General features: G+C 46.5%; 14 protein-coding genes. 3 read left to right on the top strand and 11 right to left on the bottom strand.

What is annotated here, in order from left to right:
- Positions 1-84: 84 nt before the first annotated feature.
- Positions 85-3,516: a PAS-domain containing protein gene (locus R7Q46_RS20895; protein WP_031781037.1), complete on the top strand. Its 3,432-nt coding sequence runs from the start codon at positions 85-87 to the stop codon at positions 3,514-3,516.
- Positions 3,517-3,606: 90 nt separating this feature from the next.
- Here R7Q46_RS20895 and R7Q46_RS20900 read toward each other — a convergent pair whose 3' ends face one another.
- The 5 genes from R7Q46_RS20900 to R7Q46_RS20920 all read right to left on the bottom strand — a co-directional run bounded on the left by R7Q46_RS20900 (position 3,607) and on the right by R7Q46_RS20920 (position 8,181).
- Positions 3,607-4,992 carry a class II fumarate hydratase gene (locus R7Q46_RS20900; protein WP_176311193.1) on the bottom strand — a complete coding sequence of 462 codons (1,386 nt, stop codon included), beginning with the start codon at positions 4,990-4,992 and terminating at the stop codon, positions 3,607-3,609.
- Positions 4,993-5,009: 17 nt separating this feature from the next.
- The gene (locus tag R7Q46_RS20905; protein ID WP_318077767.1) at positions 5,010-5,387 is read right to left on the bottom strand and encodes a hypothetical protein; all 378 of its coding nucleotides are present in this window, start codon (positions 5,385-5,387) and stop codon (positions 5,010-5,012) included.
- A gap of 199 nt (positions 5,388-5,586) precedes the next feature.
- Complete coding sequence (locus R7Q46_RS20910; RefSeq protein WP_005382371.1) at positions 5,587-6,069, bottom strand: hypothetical protein; 483 nt, start codon at positions 6,067-6,069, stop codon at positions 5,587-5,589.
- 108 nt (positions 6,070-6,177) lie between these two features.
- The gene (locus R7Q46_RS20915) at positions 6,178-7,905 is read right to left on the bottom strand and encodes a sodium:solute symporter family protein (protein WP_005382372.1); all 1,728 of its coding nucleotides are present in this window, start codon (positions 7,903-7,905) and stop codon (positions 6,178-6,180) included.
- A gap of 12 nt (positions 7,906-7,917) precedes the next feature.
- Positions 7,918-8,181, bottom strand: coding sequence for a DUF4212 domain-containing protein (locus R7Q46_RS20920; RefSeq protein ID WP_005382373.1), 264 nt, complete (start codon positions 8,179-8,181; stop codon positions 7,918-7,920).
- 520 nt (positions 8,182-8,701) lie between these two features.
- On the opposite strand from R7Q46_RS20920, the gene R7Q46_RS20925 reads away from it, so the two are divergent.
- On the top strand, positions 8,702-10,453 hold the full coding sequence (locus R7Q46_RS20925) for a potassium/proton antiporter (protein WP_005382374.1): 1,752 nt from the start codon (positions 8,702-8,704) through the stop codon (positions 10,451-10,453).
- Here the strand turns inward: R7Q46_RS20925 and R7Q46_RS20930 are convergent.
- From R7Q46_RS20930 to aspA, 4 genes are all read right to left on the bottom strand, one after another.
- Positions 10,450-11,079 carry a response regulator gene (locus R7Q46_RS20930; protein WP_005382375.1) on the bottom strand — a complete coding sequence of 210 codons (630 nt, stop codon included), beginning with the start codon at positions 11,077-11,079 and terminating at the stop codon, positions 10,450-10,452. The genes R7Q46_RS20925 and R7Q46_RS20930 overlap by 4 nt on opposite strands.
- A 194-nt stretch (positions 11,080-11,273) precedes the next feature.
- A complete protein-coding gene (locus R7Q46_RS20935; RefSeq protein WP_318077768.1) occupies positions 11,274-13,106 on the bottom strand; it encodes a protein-disulfide reductase DsbD in 1,833 nt (610 codons plus the stop codon).
- A 161-nt stretch (positions 13,107-13,267) separates the two neighbouring features.
- Positions 13,268-14,575, bottom strand: coding sequence for an anaerobic C4-dicarboxylate transporter (locus tag R7Q46_RS20940; RefSeq protein ID WP_005382378.1), 1,308 nt, complete (start codon positions 14,573-14,575; stop codon positions 13,268-13,270).
- Positions 14,576-14,751: 176 nt separating this feature from the next.
- Positions 14,752-16,203, bottom strand: coding sequence for an aspartate ammonia-lyase (gene aspA / locus R7Q46_RS20945; RefSeq protein WP_005382379.1), 1,452 nt, complete (start codon positions 16,201-16,203; stop codon positions 14,752-14,754).
- Positions 16,204-16,634: 431 nt separating this feature from the next.
- On the opposite strand from aspA, the gene R7Q46_RS20950 reads away from it, so the two are divergent.
- Positions 16,635-17,153, top strand: coding sequence for an FxsA family protein (locus R7Q46_RS20950; RefSeq protein WP_005386383.1), 519 nt, complete (start codon positions 16,635-16,637; stop codon positions 17,151-17,153).
- 70 nt (positions 17,154-17,223) lie between these two features.
- Here R7Q46_RS20950 and trmL read toward each other — a convergent pair whose 3' ends face one another.
- The gene (gene trmL / locus R7Q46_RS20955; RefSeq protein ID WP_005386384.1) at positions 17,224-17,703 is read right to left on the bottom strand and encodes a tRNA (uridine(34)/cytosine(34)/5-carboxymethylaminomethyluridine(34)-2'-O)-methyltransferase TrmL; all 480 of its coding nucleotides are present in this window, start codon (positions 17,701-17,703) and stop codon (positions 17,224-17,226) included.
- A gap of 136 nt (positions 17,704-17,839) precedes the next feature.
- Entirely contained in the window at positions 17,840-18,448 is a 609-nt protein-coding gene (locus R7Q46_RS20960) for a superoxide dismutase (protein WP_005382382.1), read from the bottom strand.
- Between the last annotated feature and the right edge of the window lie 156 nt (positions 18,449-18,604).

The following is an 18,604-nucleotide window of genomic DNA, read 5'->3' on the forward strand; positions in this document are numbered from 1 at the left end:
TGTTAAATGAAACCTCTCCCTCATGGAGAGTTTTTTTTATTCTCTTGCTTTAAAAGTAGCAAGAAAGGCAAGAAAGGATATCGGATGCAAGGATGGCTGGTGGTTCCCGTTTCTTTAGCGTATTTGGGAGCTTTATTTATCATCGCGTGGTACGGCGACATTCAGAAAAGGTGGCTAGCGCGCTGGCGGCCTTGGATTTATAGCCTTTCCATTGCGGTGTACTGTACATCGTGGACCTTCTACGGCACGGTCGGGCAGGCCAGCAGTAATCCTTGGTCTTTCTTACCCATCTATATTGCTCCCATTTTAGTGTTTACCATCGGATGGCGCGTTTTAGCTCGGCTTATTTTGATTGCTAAACGGGAACACATCACGTCGATTGCTGACTTTATCGGAGCACGCTACGGTAAATCCCAAGGTTTGGCCGTGGTTGTTACGCTCATAGCGGTTGCGGGAATTTTGCCGTACATCGCTTTACAGCTGCGTGGTATCACTATGGGGCTTGAAATTATTGCTCCGGAGCTGGCTACTGATTTTGGTTATCAAAACGATAGCGTGTCGTGGTTTGTTGTGGTCGCATTGGCGATTTTTACGATGCTATTCGGTACCCGCCACATTGATAACACGGAACACCATCGTGGGATGATGATGGCAATTGCCTTCGAATCCATTATCAAACTGCTGGCTTTTTTAGTGGTTGGTGTCTTCATTGTTTGGTTGGCGATGAACACCGAGAGTTTGAGCTTACTTGATGTTGCCGCACAGACGTATCAGTCACCAAATATCCCGACTATATTGATTCATACTGTACTCACCATGCTGGCGATCGTTTGCCTTCCGCGACAATTCCATACGATGGTGGTGGAAAATGAACGTGCTCAAGATTTGCATGTGGCTCGCTGGTTGTTCCCCATTTATCTGATCTTAATGGGGATTTTTGTTTTACCTATTGCGTGGGTAGGACAAGGCCTCTTGAGTGGCGCTTCGCCTGATACTTATGTCATCAGTGTGCCGATGTCGGTAGGGGCGAGTGAAATCGCTTTGCTTGCGTTTCTAGGCGGTACTTCAGCGGCAAGCGGCATGGTTATCGTATCGACGATTGCCTTAGCGATCATGGTCTCGAACGACTTGGTTATGCCATTGCTATTGCGTCGCATGCGACTGACGCAGCGTAACCATCACCATTTTTCTGAATTATTACTGCGGATCCGCCGTGGTTTGATTTTAGTTTTGTTGATTGGCGCGTGGTGTTTCTATCAAGCGTTGGACACCATTCATTCACTTTCTGCTATCGGCTTTCTCTCGTTCGCGGCTATCACGCAATTTGCTCCTGCGCTGGTTGGCGGTATGTATTGGCGTCAAGGGAATAAGAAAGGTGTGTATGTTGGCCTCGCGGTGGGTTTTGCTACCTGGTTGATTACGTTAATGAGCCAAACAGACATGCTTGCCGGAGACGCCAGTAATAACTTCCTGATCTGGTTGATTACGCCACCAGAGGTATTGGCTAGTTTTGATATCGCGATTTCAGATTGGGGGATGATCCTCAGTGTGGTCGCTAATGCAGTGTGTTTTGTTGTGGTTTCTATGGCTACCCGACCAAGCCTAAGTGAGCGCTTACAATCGGCATCATTCGTTGGTACACCGCTGCCTGAAAGCGAAAATATGAGCCTGTACCAGAGCCGCGTTACGGTTGCGGAACTGGAAATGCTAGCGTCCAGATTTGTCGGACGAACGCGAGTTAAAGCGGCGTTTCAAGCCTACTGGAGCCAGCAACGAGAAGAGTTAATGCCGAATCAGCAAGCGCCATCTTCTCTGATTCGGCATACGGAGCGTGTGCTAGCAGGGGTATTTGGTGCATCTTCTGCTAAGTTAGTACTTACTTCCGCTCTGCAAGGAAGAAACATGCAGCTTGAAGAGGTGGCGACTATCGTCGATGAAGCCTCTGAACTGTACGATTTTAGTCGGGGTTTACTCCAAGGCGCGATTGAGCATATTGGACAAGGTATTGCGGTCGTCGATAAGCAACTACGCTTGGTAGCGTGGAACCAACGCTATTTAGAACTCTTTGAATTTCCGCCAGGCCTGATTCAAGTAGGTCGACCGATTGCGGATGTGATTCGGCACAATGCAGAGCAGGGGTTGTGTGGCCCTGGTGACCCTGATGACCACGTCCGTCGCCGTGTTTATCACCTTGAGCAAGGGACTCGGCACACCTCTTCTCGGGTTCGTCCCGATGGTCGCGTGATAGAGGTGCAAGGTAACCCAATGCCAGGTGGTGGCTTTGTGATGAGCTTTACCGACATCACCGTATTCCGTGATGCAGAGCAAGCACTGAAAGACGCCAACGAGACATTGGAAGAAAGGGTACGTCTGCGGACTCGAGAATTAGAACAACTTAACAAGCAGCTGGTGGAAGCGACACAGCGCTCGGATTTGGAATCGAAGTCCAAATCACGGTTCTTGGCGGCAGTAAGCCATGACTTGATGCAACCGCTCAACGCGGCGCGTCTATTCGCATCTTCACTATCGGAAGTCGCCAAAGACAGCGAAGCCAAAAAGCTGTCAGCACACATTGAAAGTGCTTTAGAGGCTGCCGAAGACTTAATTGGAGATTTGCTGGATATCTCGCGTTTGGAATCGGGCAAGTTGGAAGTCAACGTGCATGGCTTTGCGTTAAATGATGTGTTATCGAATTTGAATGCTGAGTTTAGTGCGTTAGCCAAACAGCAAGGCATAGAGTTCACCATGATTCCGTCCTCACTCATGGTTAAGTCGGATCCCAAACTGCTGCGCCGTGTGGTGCAAAACTTCCTGACCAATGCGTTTCGTTATAACCCGAATGGCAAAGTCGCACTCGGTGTTCGCCGCGTGAAAGGGCGAGTGCGTATTGATGTATGGGATAATGGAGTGGGGATTGAAGAAGAGAAGCAGCAAGAGATTTTTGAAGAGTTTAATCGCGGAACTCAAGTTCGTTCCGACCAAGGTCTCGGACTTGGTTTGGCGATTTCGAAAGGAATTGCTCAGGTACTTGGGCATGAAATTTCGATGCGCTCTTGGGTTGGAAAAGGCAGTGTTTTTTCCATCACCCTAGATAAAGCTGATCATGTTCAGCCTCATCCAGTTCACGTGGCGATGAATAAGCAATCTGAACTTGGTCATCTGAGAATCCTTTGTGTCGATAATGAGCCTGACATTCTAGTCGGCATGGAAAACTTACTTTCCCGATGGGGTTGCGATACACGAGTTGCGATTGATTTAGTTGAAAGTCTACAAGCGCTTGAGGATGGTTGGATTCCGGATGTAATTTTCTCCGATTACCGACTTGATGATGGTCGTACTGGTTTAGAAGTGCTACAGCAATGCCGCCTGAGATTAGGCCACAGCTTTGAAGGCGTCATCATCAGTGCAGATCGTACCGATGATATGCTTGATGGCATCAAAGCAAATGGGTTCAGCTTTATTGCTAAGCCAGTTAAGCCGCTTAAGCTGCGTTCGGTGCTCAATCGAGTCGCTTAGGATTGGAGTGTTTGAAAAATCGCTATAAAAGAGACCTCCGAATGGAGGTCTCGATGTTTGTAATCTTAGTTGATAGGCTGAGTTTGCCGTTTATTCTGCGACGCCGCCTTGGGTCAGTTTGGCTGGATTAAGCAATCGCTCTAGTGTGGCTCTATCCAAATCAGTTTCTTCTTCCGCGACATCAATAATCGCGCGTCCCTGTTTGTAGGCTTTTTTCGCGACTTCTGCCGCTTTTAGGTAGCCAATGACCGGGTTGAGAGCCGTGACCAAAATTGGGTTTTTGGCGAGTGCTACATCCAAGTTATCTTGGCGAACTTCAAACGTCGCAATGGCTTTGTCAGCTAAAGCGGTTGCGCTGTTAGAGAGTAACTCGACGCTCTCCAATACGTTATGAGCAATAACTGGCAGCATGACGTTAAGCTGGAAGTTGCCCGCTTGGCCTGCGACGGTAATGGTGGTGTCATTACCAATGACTTGCGCTGATGCCATAGCTGCGGCTTCTGGGATCACAGGATTTACTTTGCCAGGCATGATGGAAGAACCCGGTTGCAAGCCTTGTAATTCAATCTCACCTAAACCAGCCAATGGGCCTGAATTCATCCAACGAAGATCGTTTGCGATCTTCATGATCGCAACTGCTGCTGTTTTGAGCTGTCCCGACAGAGCGACGATCGCATCTTGACTGCTTAAATTGAAAAAGAAGTTATCACTGGCCGTGAACTGAATACGAGTTGACTGGGTTAGGTTGCTAGCGAATAAGTCTGCAAAGCGTGGATCGGCATTGATCCCCGTTCCAACCGCCGTACCACCTTGGGCTAAGGCTTTTACAGCAGGAAGTGCTTGTTCAATCGCTTGTTTTGCATGCTCGATTTGGAACTGCCAACCGCCAAGTTCTTGAGCAAAGGTAATTGGCATCGCGTCCATTAAGTGGGTGCGACCGGTTTTTACAACATCTTTCAATGCTTGTTGCTTAGACTCTAGTGTTTGGCTGAGGTGTGACAGGGCCGGGAAGAGCTGTTTTTCGATGGCTAATGCTGCGCTAACTTGAATGGCCGTTGGTACCACATCGTTGCTGCTTTGTCCCATGTTGACGTGATCATTAGGGCTGACAGTGCCGCCTAGATGCTGGGAGGCCAGTGTTGCAATTACTTCATTCGCATTCATATTTGAGCTAGTGCCTGATCCGGTTTGAAATACGTCAATTGGGAATTGCTCAATATGATTGCCTTCGATAATTGCTTGAGCTGCGTCAGCAATCGCGTTGGCAATATCTCCTTCAAGCAGCCCTAGCTGTGCGTTGGTGAGTGCCGCAGTCTGCTTGATGTGTGCTAACGCTTTGATAAAACCAGATGGCATTTTATGTTGACTGAATGAGAAGTTATCGACGGCGCGTTGAGTCTGGGCTTGGTAGAGAGCATCTGCAGGGACAGTTACTTCGCCCATACTGTCAGTTTCTATGCGGAATTCGGTGCTCATGGTAGGGATCCTTTTGGTTAATCAAGTGAGATTTGAATCAGGCGTAATTGTTGTTGTAGTGCGAGAAATTTCACGTCGCCTTGTTCAAGCTGGTAGTAATAGCGTTTGAGACAGAATAATGGCGAATGGATAGAATCGAGACAGACACGACGGAAGATACGACTGCGAGTTGAGTCTTGAATTGCGTCTAGTAAATGGAAATAAACCTGACGTAAAAACAGCTCACACAACAATAGATTTTCTTCATCGGCATCGTGTTCATAACAGGAAGACAACACCATTCCCCAATGAATATAGTCATGAATCACGTCTGGCTCAAAGCCATGTGGTGCGGCGAGAAGGAATCTATCTTGGGCTTTAAAAAATGCGTTAAAGATGTCCCGTTTGTTGTCCATAACCACCTCTCATTAAATGTAATGATAATTATTATCAATTAACTTGTGGATTGGCAACCCTTTTTAGAGTAAGAGGTTGTTGAAGAAAGATTTACGGAAACAAAAGCCGACGCAAAGGCGTCGGCTGAGTAGGAGTTCATTTATGCTGAGTGAAACTAAGTCACTGTCATTTGAAGACCAGTGAATTAGCTTGTCAGCGTTATTCAGTAAATAAGGTTTCGTACTTCACAAATGCGGTTTGCGTTTCACCATAATACAGTGTGCCGCCTGATTGAATGACGACTCTTAACCAGCTTTCTGCAGATGCAGGCTTTGGTAAGGTGATGTACCAGCTTTGGCCTGCTTGATCGGCGGGCTTCATATCAATCGGTTGAGCGTTTTTCTCTTTGTCACTCACAATAGAAACTTTAACCCCTTCGAGTGGGTAAGCGGCGTTGAGTGACAATTCTAAGTTATTTTTAGTGAGTTTTTCCGAGCGAAATTTCACTTTAAAATCGCCATTTTCCATATCACACAGACCGCTGGTGTAACGACAATTAGACTTACTCGCGAGTTTGTAAGTTTCCCCTTCTTGCGCCGCGTGGGGCTTCTCGCTGAGGGCCATATCGGTACCGAAGTAAGCGATCAAAGAGAGAACTGGCGCAATCAGTAGAGCGAGAATAAAGTGCTTGTTTTTGAACATCTTGGCTTCCTTGCAACGACATACTGCGAATATGGTAACTGAAAAGTGAGAATAAAAAAGCCCCGGACGGCTGGTTCCAAACGGGGCTTTTGTGGTTTTGATTAGTTTTTAGTGATCCACTGCACTACCAGCACCTACTGGCACGCGAACGTGTTCGACTAGGTCTTTTACTTCTTGTGGCGTTTCTGCAGTTACTTTGGATACAGCGAATGCGACGATGAAGTTAAATAGTGCGCCAATAGCACCAAACGCGTTTGGCTCAATACCCAGGAACCAGTTTGTTCCCCAGCTTTCTAGATATTTCCAATCAGCAACGAAAAGAATGCCTTTGTGTTGGAATACGTAGAACAGCGTAATACTGATACCCGCAATCATACCGGCGATTGCGCCTTCTTTGTTGATGCTCTTGCTGAAGATGCCCATCATCAATGCAGGGAAGATGGATGAAGCGGCAAGACCAAAGGCGAGTGCTACCGTACCTGCGGCAAATCCAGGCGGATTTAAACCGAGATAGCCTGCGGCTGCTATCGCTACTGCCATTGATATTCGACTAGCAAGTAGCTCTTTTTTCTCGGATATGTTCGGATTGATAACCCCTTTGATTAAGTCATGGGAAATAGCTGAAGAAATGGCGAGTAGTAAACCTGCTGCGGTAGATAGTGCAGCTGCAAGACCACCTGCTGCCACAAGTGCAATAACCCAGTTTGGTAGTTTAGCGATCTCTGGGTTAGCCAATACCATGATGTCGTTATCAACGCGCAGTTCGTTGGTGGACGCATCTGAAGTGTATTGGATATTGCCATCGCCATTTTTATCGTCAAAACCGAGTAGTCCAGTTGTTTCCCAGTTTTTGAACCACGCAGGACGCTCGTCATACGCTAGGTGCTGACCCGGAGCTGGATTTACCGTATTCATTAGGTTGAGACGAGCCATCGCTGATACCGCTGGTGCAGTAGTGTAAAGGATTGCGATGAAGATCAGAGCCCAGCCTGCTGATGTACGTGCGTCGCGAACCTTCGGCACGGTAAAGAAACGGATAATTACGTGTGGTAGACCGGCAGTACCAATCATCAGTGACATGGTGTAGACAAACATATTAAGTGTGTCGCCACGTACTTGGGTCGTGTATTCACTGAATCCGAGTTCGGTCACAACTTGGTCAAGCCGATCGAGTAGATAGACATCGGTACCAGCCATGGTACTCCCCAGACCAATTTGTGGGATTGGGTTACCAGTGAGTTGCAGAGAGATAAAGATTGCAGGGATAGTGTAAGCAAGAATGAGTACGCAATATTGAGCAATCTGCGTGTAAGTGATGCCTTTCATGCCGCCAAGAACCGCGTACATGAAAACGATACACATACCAATTAATAGGCCGGTGGAGTAATCCACTTCTAAGAAGCGACCAAACGCAACACCTACGCCTTTCATCTGACCGATAACATAAGTCACTGATGCGATGATAAGACAAACAACCGCTACGATACGTGCTGTGTTGGAGTAAAAGCGTTCACCAACAAACTCTGGCACCGTAAACTTACCAAATTTGCGTAGGTAAGGCGCTAGCAACAGCGCAAGCAGAACGTAGCCACCAGTCCAACCCATTAGAAATACTGAGCCGCCATAGCCCATGAAGGCAATTAAGCCTGCCATTGAGATAAACGACGCTGCGGACATCCAATCGGCTGCGGTTGCCATACCGTTTGCAATCGGGTTTACACCGCCACCAGCAACATAAAACTCTTTGGTTGAGCCGGCGCGAGCCCAAATAGCAATCCCGATGTACAGGATGAACGTGGCGCCAACGACCAGGTAGGTAATAGTTTTCAAATCCATCTGAGTGACTCCTTATTCGTCCACGCCGAATTCACGGTCAATTTGGCGCATCTTCCATGCGTAATAGAAAATAATTCCTAGGAAGGCATAGATGGAGCCTTGTTGAGCAAACCAGAAACCGAGTTTGTAACCGCCTAGTTGAAATTGATTTAGTACGTCGACAAATAAGATGCCGCAGCCGAAAGACACGACGAACCAGATGACCATTAGGCCGATCATGAGCTTCACGTTTTTGTCCCAATAGGCTTTGGCTCTTTCTTCGCTTTCAAATGCCATTGCCGTCTCCTTACGATTGGTATTGTTGTTAATGAAATGTTTCAATATGTACATTAGCAAGGTGTTGGCAATAACTCTTTTCAACTTTAGTCGGGGTGTTAAAAATGAAGAATCCCCATGCTATGGGCTTTTGCAGCGAGCAAAGGGGTAAAATGTTATGTTAATAAACTGTTAAGTTAGCCAAAGGTCTAAAGGTTGATTGGATAAACAAGCATGATTAAGACGGGCCATTAATCTTTTCTTCATTGAACTTGGAGATGCTGTGTAAATATTGGTGGTGATCTTGTGGCTCTTAAAGAGAGAAGGCGTAGATAAGAAAGCTCTCAAGTAATTTATTTACATAAAGTTTTCGCATCAAATCACCGTTTTAACGCACAATAAAGTAATATAACTGAGTCATTCTCGTACAACCTCGCATTTTGAGACGGTGTAAAGGGGAGGCAGATTAGGGCATTACCTCATTAACGAAGTAGCCTTGCTCATCACAATTATTATCGTTTTTCATTAAGGGAGGGTGAGAATGGACGCAGACACCATTAACAGTTTTTTTCTAATAGGTGCGTTGTTAATCGCACTTAGCGTTCTTTTAAGCCCAGTGTCTTCTAAGTTGGGAATCCCAATTCTTTTGGTATTTTTAGCCGTTGGAATGCTGGCGGGGGAAGACGGCTTAGGCGGCATCTTATTCGATAACTTTTCGATCGCTTATTTGGTTAGTAACCTCGCATTAGCCATCATTTTGCTTGATGGTGGGATGAGAACGCGGGTCGCCAGCTTTAGGGTTGCGTTATGGCCCTCGGTCTCTTTGGCGACATTTGGCGTTGCGATCACCACCATTTTGACCGGGCTGATGGCAACGTGGTTATTCGACTTAGATTTATTGCAAGGCATATTGGTTGGTGCGATTGTTGGTTCCACCGATGCTGCCGCGGTCTTCTCTCTACTCAAAGGTCGTAGCCTGAACGAACGTGTTGGTTCAACGCTGGAAATTGAATCCGGCACCAATGACCCAATGGCGGTGTTTCTGACCGTAACTCTGATTGCTATTTTAGCGAACCCTGGCGCAGATTTAAGTGCGGGCTTTTTGGCGTTCAGTTTTCTTAAGCAGTTTGGTATCGGCGCGTTACTTGGCTTCGCTGGTGGCTGGATCTTATGGAAAGTTATCAATCGCAATCAATTACCAGATGGGCTGTATTCTATTTTAACGGTCAGTGGTGGCTTGCTTATTTTTGCTTTATCTAACACTTTAGGTGGCAGTGGTATTTTGTCGATTTACCTCGTTGGTCTTTTATTAGGTAACCGTCCAACACGCAGCCGACACTCTATTCTTCATGTTTTAGATGGTATGACGTGGCTAGCTCAAATTGGTATGTTCTTGGTGCTTGGTTTGTTGGTTACACCATCCAATTTACTCTCTATTGCGTTGCCAGGTCTTGCGCTTGCTTTCGGGATGATTTTGTTTGCCCGACCAATCTCAGTTTGGATTGGTTTACTGCCATTCAAGAGTTTCACGCCACGTGAAAAGTGGTTTGTCTCTTGGGTAGGACTGCGTGGTGCTGTACCTATCATCCTCGCGGTATTTCCGATGATGGCAGGGTTGCCAGATGCTCAACTGTACTTCAATTTGGCATTCTTTGTAGTAATGGTGTCTTTGATAGTACAAGGGGGCACGTTGACTAAGGCGATGTCTCTTGCAAAGGTCGAGCTACCTTCTAAGCCTGAGCCAATTTCGCGTACGGGTGTAGAGATTTACCCGACCAGTGAGTGGGAGCTGTTTATCTATAGACTTAAAGCAGATAAATGGTGCATTGGTGAGCCATTACGTAGTCTTTCGATGCCGGAAGGAACGCGTATCGCCGCTGTATTTCGCAGTAAAGAGCTATTGCACCCATCCGGCAGTACGCGTCTTGAGGAAGATGATACCTTGTGTGTATTAGCACAAGAAAAGGATTTAGATGCACTGAGCTTACTGTTTAGTGAAGCCCCAGAGAAAGCGTCGCTAGCGCGATTCTTCGGTGACTTCTTCCTCGATATTGAAGTGAAGCTTGCCGATATTGCCGTGATGTATGGTTTGAATCTGGGGGATGAACCGCTGGATAAAAGTTTGAGAAACCTTGTCGAAGAGCAATTAGGTAGCACGCCAGTATTGGGAGACCATTTCGAGTGGCAAGGTTTGCATTGGATCGTCGCTGATGTTGTTGATCAGCAGGTCACTAAAGTCGGTATCCGATTGCCAAACGAAAAGAGTAAGTCTGACGATAAGACGTCAATCTAGTCGCTCATTTCCGTCAGCATAATCACGGCTTGCGTGCGGTTCTTTACACCGAGCTTACGGAAAATCGCTGTCATGTGCGCTTTTATGGTGGCTTCTGAAACATTCAATTCGTAAGCGATTTGCTTGTTCAGCAAGCCATCGGACAACATTCCCAACACTTTATATTGCTGCGGTGTTAGCGCAGCAATCTTTTCCGCTAAGTCATTACATGCCGCGTTATTGGTGATCAACCCTTCAGGGAAGTATGGGTCGCCATTCAGCACTTGATTGAGCGCGTTCACTAATTCGCGCATGTCGCTGGACTTGGGAATAAAACCAAATGCACCATGGCTTTTCACCTGCGTCACGATCGCCGGCTCTTCACTCGCTGAAACGACGACGATAGGTAAATCTGGATGCTCTGCTCGCAAATGAATCAAGCCAGACATACCATTTGCTCCTGGCATTTTGAGATCCAATAGCACTAAATCTGGCTCTTCCTCTCGTTCTAACAAAGCCAGAAGTGCGTCGAGTGAGTCCGCTTCCAGCAAATTTGCACCACTAATAGCCATGTGGATAGATTGAAACAAGGCATTCCGGAAGAGTGGGTGATCATCTGCAATAATGATGGTGTAGGTCGAATCCATGACGTTAAACACTTTTGACTATTTCGTTAAATTTATTATTGTCCAGCTTTGAGAGAGTGGACAATATCTATTCGCTAAAAGTCTGAACCAAATCGACTTTTATTAGGAAAATTGCATATAAACGCAATGTTCTTATTCAAATCTGAGCAATAAAAAACGCCAGTGGACATCACTGGCGTTTGAATATCTGGTTATCAGAACTGCTTGATATGCTCTAAGAAAGGCTCAGCTTGCATAAAGCCCGTCAAACGAGCGTTTGAAACGTGTTCACCACTGGCATCCCAAAACTCAATTGTTGGTAAACCAAGCACACTCATGTGCTTCAGTAGTTCGATGTCTTGCACTTGGTTTTTGGTCACGTCCGCTTGCAGAAGAACGAAGTCTTGCAGTTTGGCTTCGACGCTTGGGTCATGGAAGGTGTACTTTTCAAACTCTTTACATGCTACACACCAATCGGCGTAGAAATCGAGCATGACGGGTTTACCTGCCGCTTTCGCAAGTGCCAGTTGTTCTTCAAGCTCCGCCACGTTAGCAATGCGAGTAAAGCTAACAGTGGCTTGCTGAGTTTGTGTTGTGCTGTTGCCAAACCAGTAATTTAAGATAGGTTGTGCTGAGGCTAGCAAACCTAAGACGGCGATTATGCCCACGGCACTTTGTTTCCAGCCACCAAACTCTAGACTGTTTTTGATGTGGTATAGCCAACCAAAAGCAGCAATACCCAGTGCTGACCACAGAATCGTTGACCACATTTCTGGCATGATACGTTCTAGTAAGAAGATAGGTGCGGCAAGCAGAATAAAGCCGAAGAGTGTTTTCACTCGGTCCATCCAACCACCTGCTTTTGGTAGCAGTTTGTTGCCGAATACCGCAACAAGAATCAGCGGAATACCCATGCCCATCGCCAGCGCGTATAACGCGATACCACCGGTAAGCAAATCGCCGCTTTGTGCCACGTAAAGTAGCGCACCAGACAGAGGTGCCGTGGTACATGGTGAGCACACCAGTCCAGAAATCGCCCCCATGGCGAATACGCCTGCACTGCTGCCGCCTTGCTGTTTGTTGCTGAGGTTGTTTAACCACGTTTGAACGTTGCTTGGTAGCTGTAATGAGTACAGACCAAACATAGACAAAGCGAGTGCGATGAACAGTACGCTCAAGCCAGTCAGCACATAAGGGTGCTGCATTGCCGCTTGGAACTGCATACCTGCAGATGCCACCACAAGGCCGAGTAGGGTGTAAGTCAGCGCCATGCCTTGCACGTAGACGAATGACAAGCCTAGCGCGCGGCGTTGGCTTAGTTTGCCACTGCCAAGCACTATGCTGGTCAGAATTGGGTACATCGGCAGCACACAAGGTGTAAACGCCAAGCCCACACCAAGCGCCAAGAACAGAAGTGGTGTCCACCAGTTATCAGCAAGGTTGGCTGCAAGGCTATCTTGCTGTGTTACTGGCGCTGATGATGTGTCACCAGACGTAGATGATTGCGCCGCTGGTGGCGTTGCTGCTGGTGCCTGTTCTGCTTTTGGTGCAGTTGTCGCCGTTGTTGAATCTGAGTTCGACGAAGTAAACGCGCTGATAGGAATCACGCGAGTTTCTGGCGGGTAACAGAAGCCTGCTTTCGCACAACCTTGGTATTGCACCACCACGCGCGCACCGTCTTGCCAATCATGCATTGGTACATTAACGAAGAGAGGTTGAGTATAGATATGCACGTCACCAAAGAATTCATCTTTATGCGGTGTGCCGTCTTCCATTTGCAGTTCGCCTAGCGATACTTTCTCACCAGCTACAGACAAGCGCTCTTGATATAGGTAGTACCCGTCACGTACCTGCCAATCGAGCATCAATTTGTCATCTTGTTGGTAGAAGTTAAATGGAAACGCCTGATCAACAGGAACAAAGCTGTCGCTGCTGCTACCAAAACTGTTGTTCTGGCTACTGTTAAACTGGTCTTTGCCAAATAAAGCTAAAGACGGAGTGGAAAAGGTAATGAGCCCTAAGAGTAAAACGGAAAGTAATGCGCGCATAAAAGAGTCAATTCATCTTAGATAATTGCCGTTAGTGTAACTCAATCAGACCTGCTGGCTAGCCAATAAGTTTCATGAAAATGAAGATTTATTGAGCATAAATCAAGACAACAGGCAATAAAAAAGGGAGCCGAAGCTCCCCGAGTAAGACTCTGTTTCTACTAGATCAGTAGACCACCGAATGCGAAGCCAAGTGCTACCGCAGAAGCGATGGTTACCACACCAGGTACAAAGAATGGGTGGTTGAATACGTACTTACCGATACGAGTTGAACCCGTGTCGTCCATCTCAACCGCGGCAAGTAGCGTTGGGTAAGTTGGCAGCACGAATAGCGCACTTACTGCTGCGAAAGATGCAACTGCGGTAAGTGGTGCGACACCGATTGCTAGTGCTGCTGGCATCAGCGCAACAGTGGTTGCACCTTGTGAGTAAAGCAGCATTGAAGCGAAGAATAGAACAAGTGCTAGCATCCATGGGTAGTCTGCTAGTAGCGCACCAGCCACTTCTTTGATGCCGTCAACGTGCGCGTTAACGAACGTAGAACCTAGCCATGCCACACCAAGAACACACACACACGCTGTCATACCAGAGCGGAATGTTGCTGCGGCTGGGATTTTGCCAGCATCGATTTTACAGCTCATTACGATAGCTGCCGCAGCTGCTAGCATTACCGTCATGATAGCTTCGTTACGACCTAGAGCAGGGTTCTCGATAAGGCCAACAGAGCCAGAAATTGCTGCTGCGTAACACACGACAAATGCGATTGCGCCTAGGAAGATGAATGTTGCTTTCTTCGCTGTTGGTAGGATTTCGCGTTTTGCTTCTGTATTTAGCTTGATTAAGCCTTTTTCTAGACGCTCTTGGTATTCAGCATCGTCTTTTAGCTCACAGCCCATGAAGTTCGCCACGAACGCACCGATCATGCACGCGATGAACGTCGTTGGGATACAGATTGCTAGTAGTGTTAGGTAGTCAACGCCAAATGGGTGCAGCATTGCCGCGAACGCTACAACAGCCGCTGAGATTGGTGATGCGGTGATAGCGATTTGCGATGCTACGACCGCGATAGACAGTGGACGAGAAGGGCGCACGCCTTGGCCTTTCGCTACTTCTGCAATCACTGGCAAAGTAGAGAATGCCGTGTGGCCAGTACCCGCCATTAATGTCATTAGGTAAGTTACGATAGGCGCATAAAAGGTGATGCGCTCAGGATGCTTGCGCAAAAAGTTTTCAGCAACTTGCACCATCCAGTCTAAACCACCCGCTACCTGCATTGCTGCGATAGCGGTGATTACAGACATGATGATCAAAATTACGTCAACGGGAATGTAAGCTTGGCTTGTTGGTACGCCCAAGATCAAAGACAACGCAATGACCCCAGCACCACCGGCAAAACCAATGCCGATACCACCGATTCTTGCCCCCAAATAGATGAAGAGCAGAACCACGAAGAGTTCGACCATGACCATATTGATACCTCTTTAGTTTTTTATTTGATTCTGATTTTTTGAACACTCAGGAACAGGAGTAAATGCTCAGAGAATGAGAACCTAGTGGTTTAGCGGCAATAAAAGCATATAAAAAATGTGGTTAACCGTATGAGAGCCTAAAAAAGGGGCCTGAGTGGCCCCCTTCGGATTCGTTATTACTCGTAACGTTTTGCTTTGTAAGTAGGATGCATGAAGTTTTCTACTGACAAGATTTCATCAAGCTCCTCTGCTGTAAGCAGACCGCGCTCTAGCACGACTTCACGAACACTCTTACCAGTTTCTGCACAAATCTTACCTACGATGTCACCTTCGTGGTGGCCGATGTATGGGTTTAGGTAAGTGACGATACCGATAGAGTTGTAAACGTAGTTTTCGCAAACTTCTTTGTTCACAGTGATGCCGTCGATACATTTATCACGTAGGTTCACACACGCGTTGTGTAGTAGAGAGATAGACTCAAACACACTTTGTGCGATCACAGGTTCCATAACGTTTAGCTGTAGCTGACCGCCTTCTGCTGCGAAAGAAACCGTGTTGTCGTTACCGAGAACTTTGAAGCAAACTTGGTTTACTACTTCTGGGATAACTGGGTTTACTTTAGCTGGCATGATTGAAGAGCCTGCTTGCATTTCAGGTAGGTTCAATTCATTTAGACCCGCACGAGGACCAGAAGAAAGTAGACGAAGGTCGTTACAGATCTTCGATAGTTTCACTGCTAGGCGTTTTAGCGCGCCGTGAGTCATTACGTATGCACCACAGTCAGACGTTGCTTCGATAAGGTCTTCTGCTGCAACAACGTCAAGGCCTGTTACTTCCGCTAGGTGTTTTACTGCAAGCGCTTGGTAGCCAGTTGGTGTATTTAGACCAGTACCGATTGCGGTTGCGCCTAGGTTGATTTCTAGGAGGAGTTTAGATGTGTAATCTAGAGCACGAATCTCTTCGTTTAGTGTTACCGCCCACGCATGGAACTCTTGACCTACTGTCATTGGTACTGCGTCTTGAAGCTGAGTACGGCCCATTTTCAGTACATCTTTAAACTCAACGGCTTTAAGTTCGAATGCGCCTTTTAGGTACTCAATTGCTTCCATTAGCTTGTGTACGCTGTTGTATACCGCAATACGGAAACCTGTTGGGTACGCACAGTTGGTTGATTGGCTCTTGTTTACATGGTCATTTGGGTTAACAAATTCGTATTGGCCTTTCTCTTTACCCATCAATTCAAGCGCAACGTTTGCGATCACTTCGTTCGTGTTCATGTTAACTGAAGTGCCTGCACCGCCTTGGAATACGTCTGATGGGAACTGATCCATACACTTGCCAGTTTCTAGGATCAAATCACACGCTTCGATGATGTAGTTTGCAACGTCTTTTGGAATAGCGCCAAGTTCTTTGTTTGCTAACGCTGCTGCTTTTTTGGTCATTACCATGCCGCGTACAAATTCTGGTACGTCAGAGATGGTCATATTAGAGATGTTGAAGTTCTCGATCGCACGTAGCGTATGAATACCGTAGTACGCATCTGCAGGGACATGACGTTGACCTAATAGATCTTCTTCAATACGAGTGGCTGGGTTTGCTGTTTTTGGAGCATCAGATAGGGTAGCCATAGCAGGATCCTTAGATGATAATTCTGATAATAAAGTTATTTATTAGCCATTTCTGCAATCTAGAATCCATTCATCAGAATTTTTGGCTGGAAAATCCGTCCTGACTTATGTGGCACATGATACTGCACCTAGCGCATAAAAATAGTAACTAGATCACCTTTTTCGTTTTTCATGAGTCAATAATTTGCAAAGTATGAACGGGTTATTAATAACCCTTTATGGGTACTCGATTTTCCTCGACAAACATGAGTTTTTAGAGTTCGAAATTAGCACTTTAAAGGCACGAAAAAATCGGTATGCAATTGAATGAAACGCGCTCCCGCTACTTTGTCTAAAAGAGAAGGAGACCAGTATGAACACGCTTTTTTACAACGATTCGTTTGAGCTTAGTCTGCTTTTACCATTACACTGAATTAAACAAAGGAGGGCGTGTGTTTCCTATCTTATTATTAGCGTTTATTTTTGTTCCGATCATTGAAATCGGCTTATTTATTCAGGTGGGCGGTTTTTTAGGTTTATGGCCGACCATTGCACTAGTCTTAATCACGGCATTTGTTGGTGCATCGTTGGTTCGTAGCCAAGGTATACAAACACTGATGTCAGTACAGGGGCGTCTTGAACAAGGTGAAATTCCAGCCCAGCAAATTTTTGAAGGCGTAATGCTAGCGGTGGCTGGCGTGTTACTGTTAACCCCGGGCTTTATGACCGATGCCCTTGGTATGTTGGTGTTGCTTCCTGCGCCACGCGCCGCGATAGCTAAATACTTGATGAGCAAAATGGTGGTGAAAACCATGCATGGCGGTGGCTTCCAAGGTGGTTTCTCTAACCAGGGGCCATTTGAGCAAGACCCGTTCCGTCGTGACCCATTTGATTCCCAGTCAGATAATGGCAAGACCTTCGAAGGGGAATACGAGCGTAAAGACGATGATGATCGCAACAAGCTCAACTGATTGAGTTAGTCAGTAAAGAAAACAAAAGGGCGCACCAAGCGCCCTTTTCTGTATTTGGAATTCGTGCTGCTTACAATGCGCCTTCAAAGCCCATTTGACGCCATGCTTCAAAAGCAATGATCGCAACGGCATTCGAAAGGTTTAGGCTGCGTGCGTCCGGCATCATTGGAATGCGAATACGCTGCTCCATTGGCAAGCTATCGATGATTTCAGCAGGCAAACCACGAGTTTCTGGACCAAACATCAAAACATCACCCGTTTGGTATTGTGCATCAACGTGGTGACCTGTGGTTTTGGTGGTGCAGGCAAACAATCGGTAGTTACCTTGCCTCTCTTTCTCTAAATATTCTAAGAACGCTTGATAGTTTTTATGACGCGTTACGCGAGCTAAATCATGGTAATCCAAACCAGCGCGGCGGACTTTTTTCTCTTCAAGATCGAAACCCAGAGGTTCAATTAAGTGAAGGTTTGCACCGCAGTTGGCGCATAGTCGAATGATGTTGCCGGTGTTCGGCGCGATTTCTGGTTCGTATAAAGCGATATCAAACATGGTATTGAAATAGAGTTGGTCAAAGAGAGGGGCAGTATATACCCAAGTCACCGAGATATGCGAGATTCAGCAAGATTGACCTGGGTATGAAAGCAGGCATTAGCGCGGATGTTAATACCGTAAGTAGCGATGCTCTTTATAAGAGAGCGTGAGCATAGTTTTCTTCAACTGCTCGCCAGTTGACGACGTTCCACCACGCATCAATATATTCTGGGCGACGGTTTTGGTAGCTGATGTAATACGCGTGCTCCCACACGTCTAATGCGAGGATTGGTTCACCGCGCACATCCACTACATCCATCAGAGGGTTGTCTTGATTACTGGTGGACGTAATGTGAATCTCACCATCTTTTACGATCAGCCATGCAAAGCCAGACCCAAAGGTATTGATGGCTGCTTGGGCAAACGCTTCTTTAAATTGCGCAAAGCTACCAAATTTATCGTTAATTGCTTGAGCAAGCGCGCCTTGAGGCTCTCCGCCACCGTTTGGTGACATGCAATTCCAATAAATGATGTGGTTGTAATAGCCGCCACCATTATTACGTACTGCTGGACTGAGCTTAGAGATATTGTCAAAGATCTCGTCTAATGACTGAGTTTCGAGCTCGCTCCCTTCAACGGCATTTACAAACTTATCAAAGTACGTCTTGTGGTGTTTGCTGTAATGCACTTCCATGGTTTTCGCGTCGATGTACGGCTCTAGTGAATCGTACGGGTAAGGCAGAGCGGGAAATGTATGTGACATAGTAAATCCTCCTTAATTGGAAAATTTACTTTAATGCTAACGATAATTATTATCAACTTTGATCTTTGTAAGGGTATTCTAAGAAGACCTCACCAATTTCTAAAGTGAGGGTGGGGCTGTGAATCACTCACTCTAGAAATATGGTGCGAATTATTG

It is taken from the genome of Vibrio sp. 811, assembly GCF_033339195.1.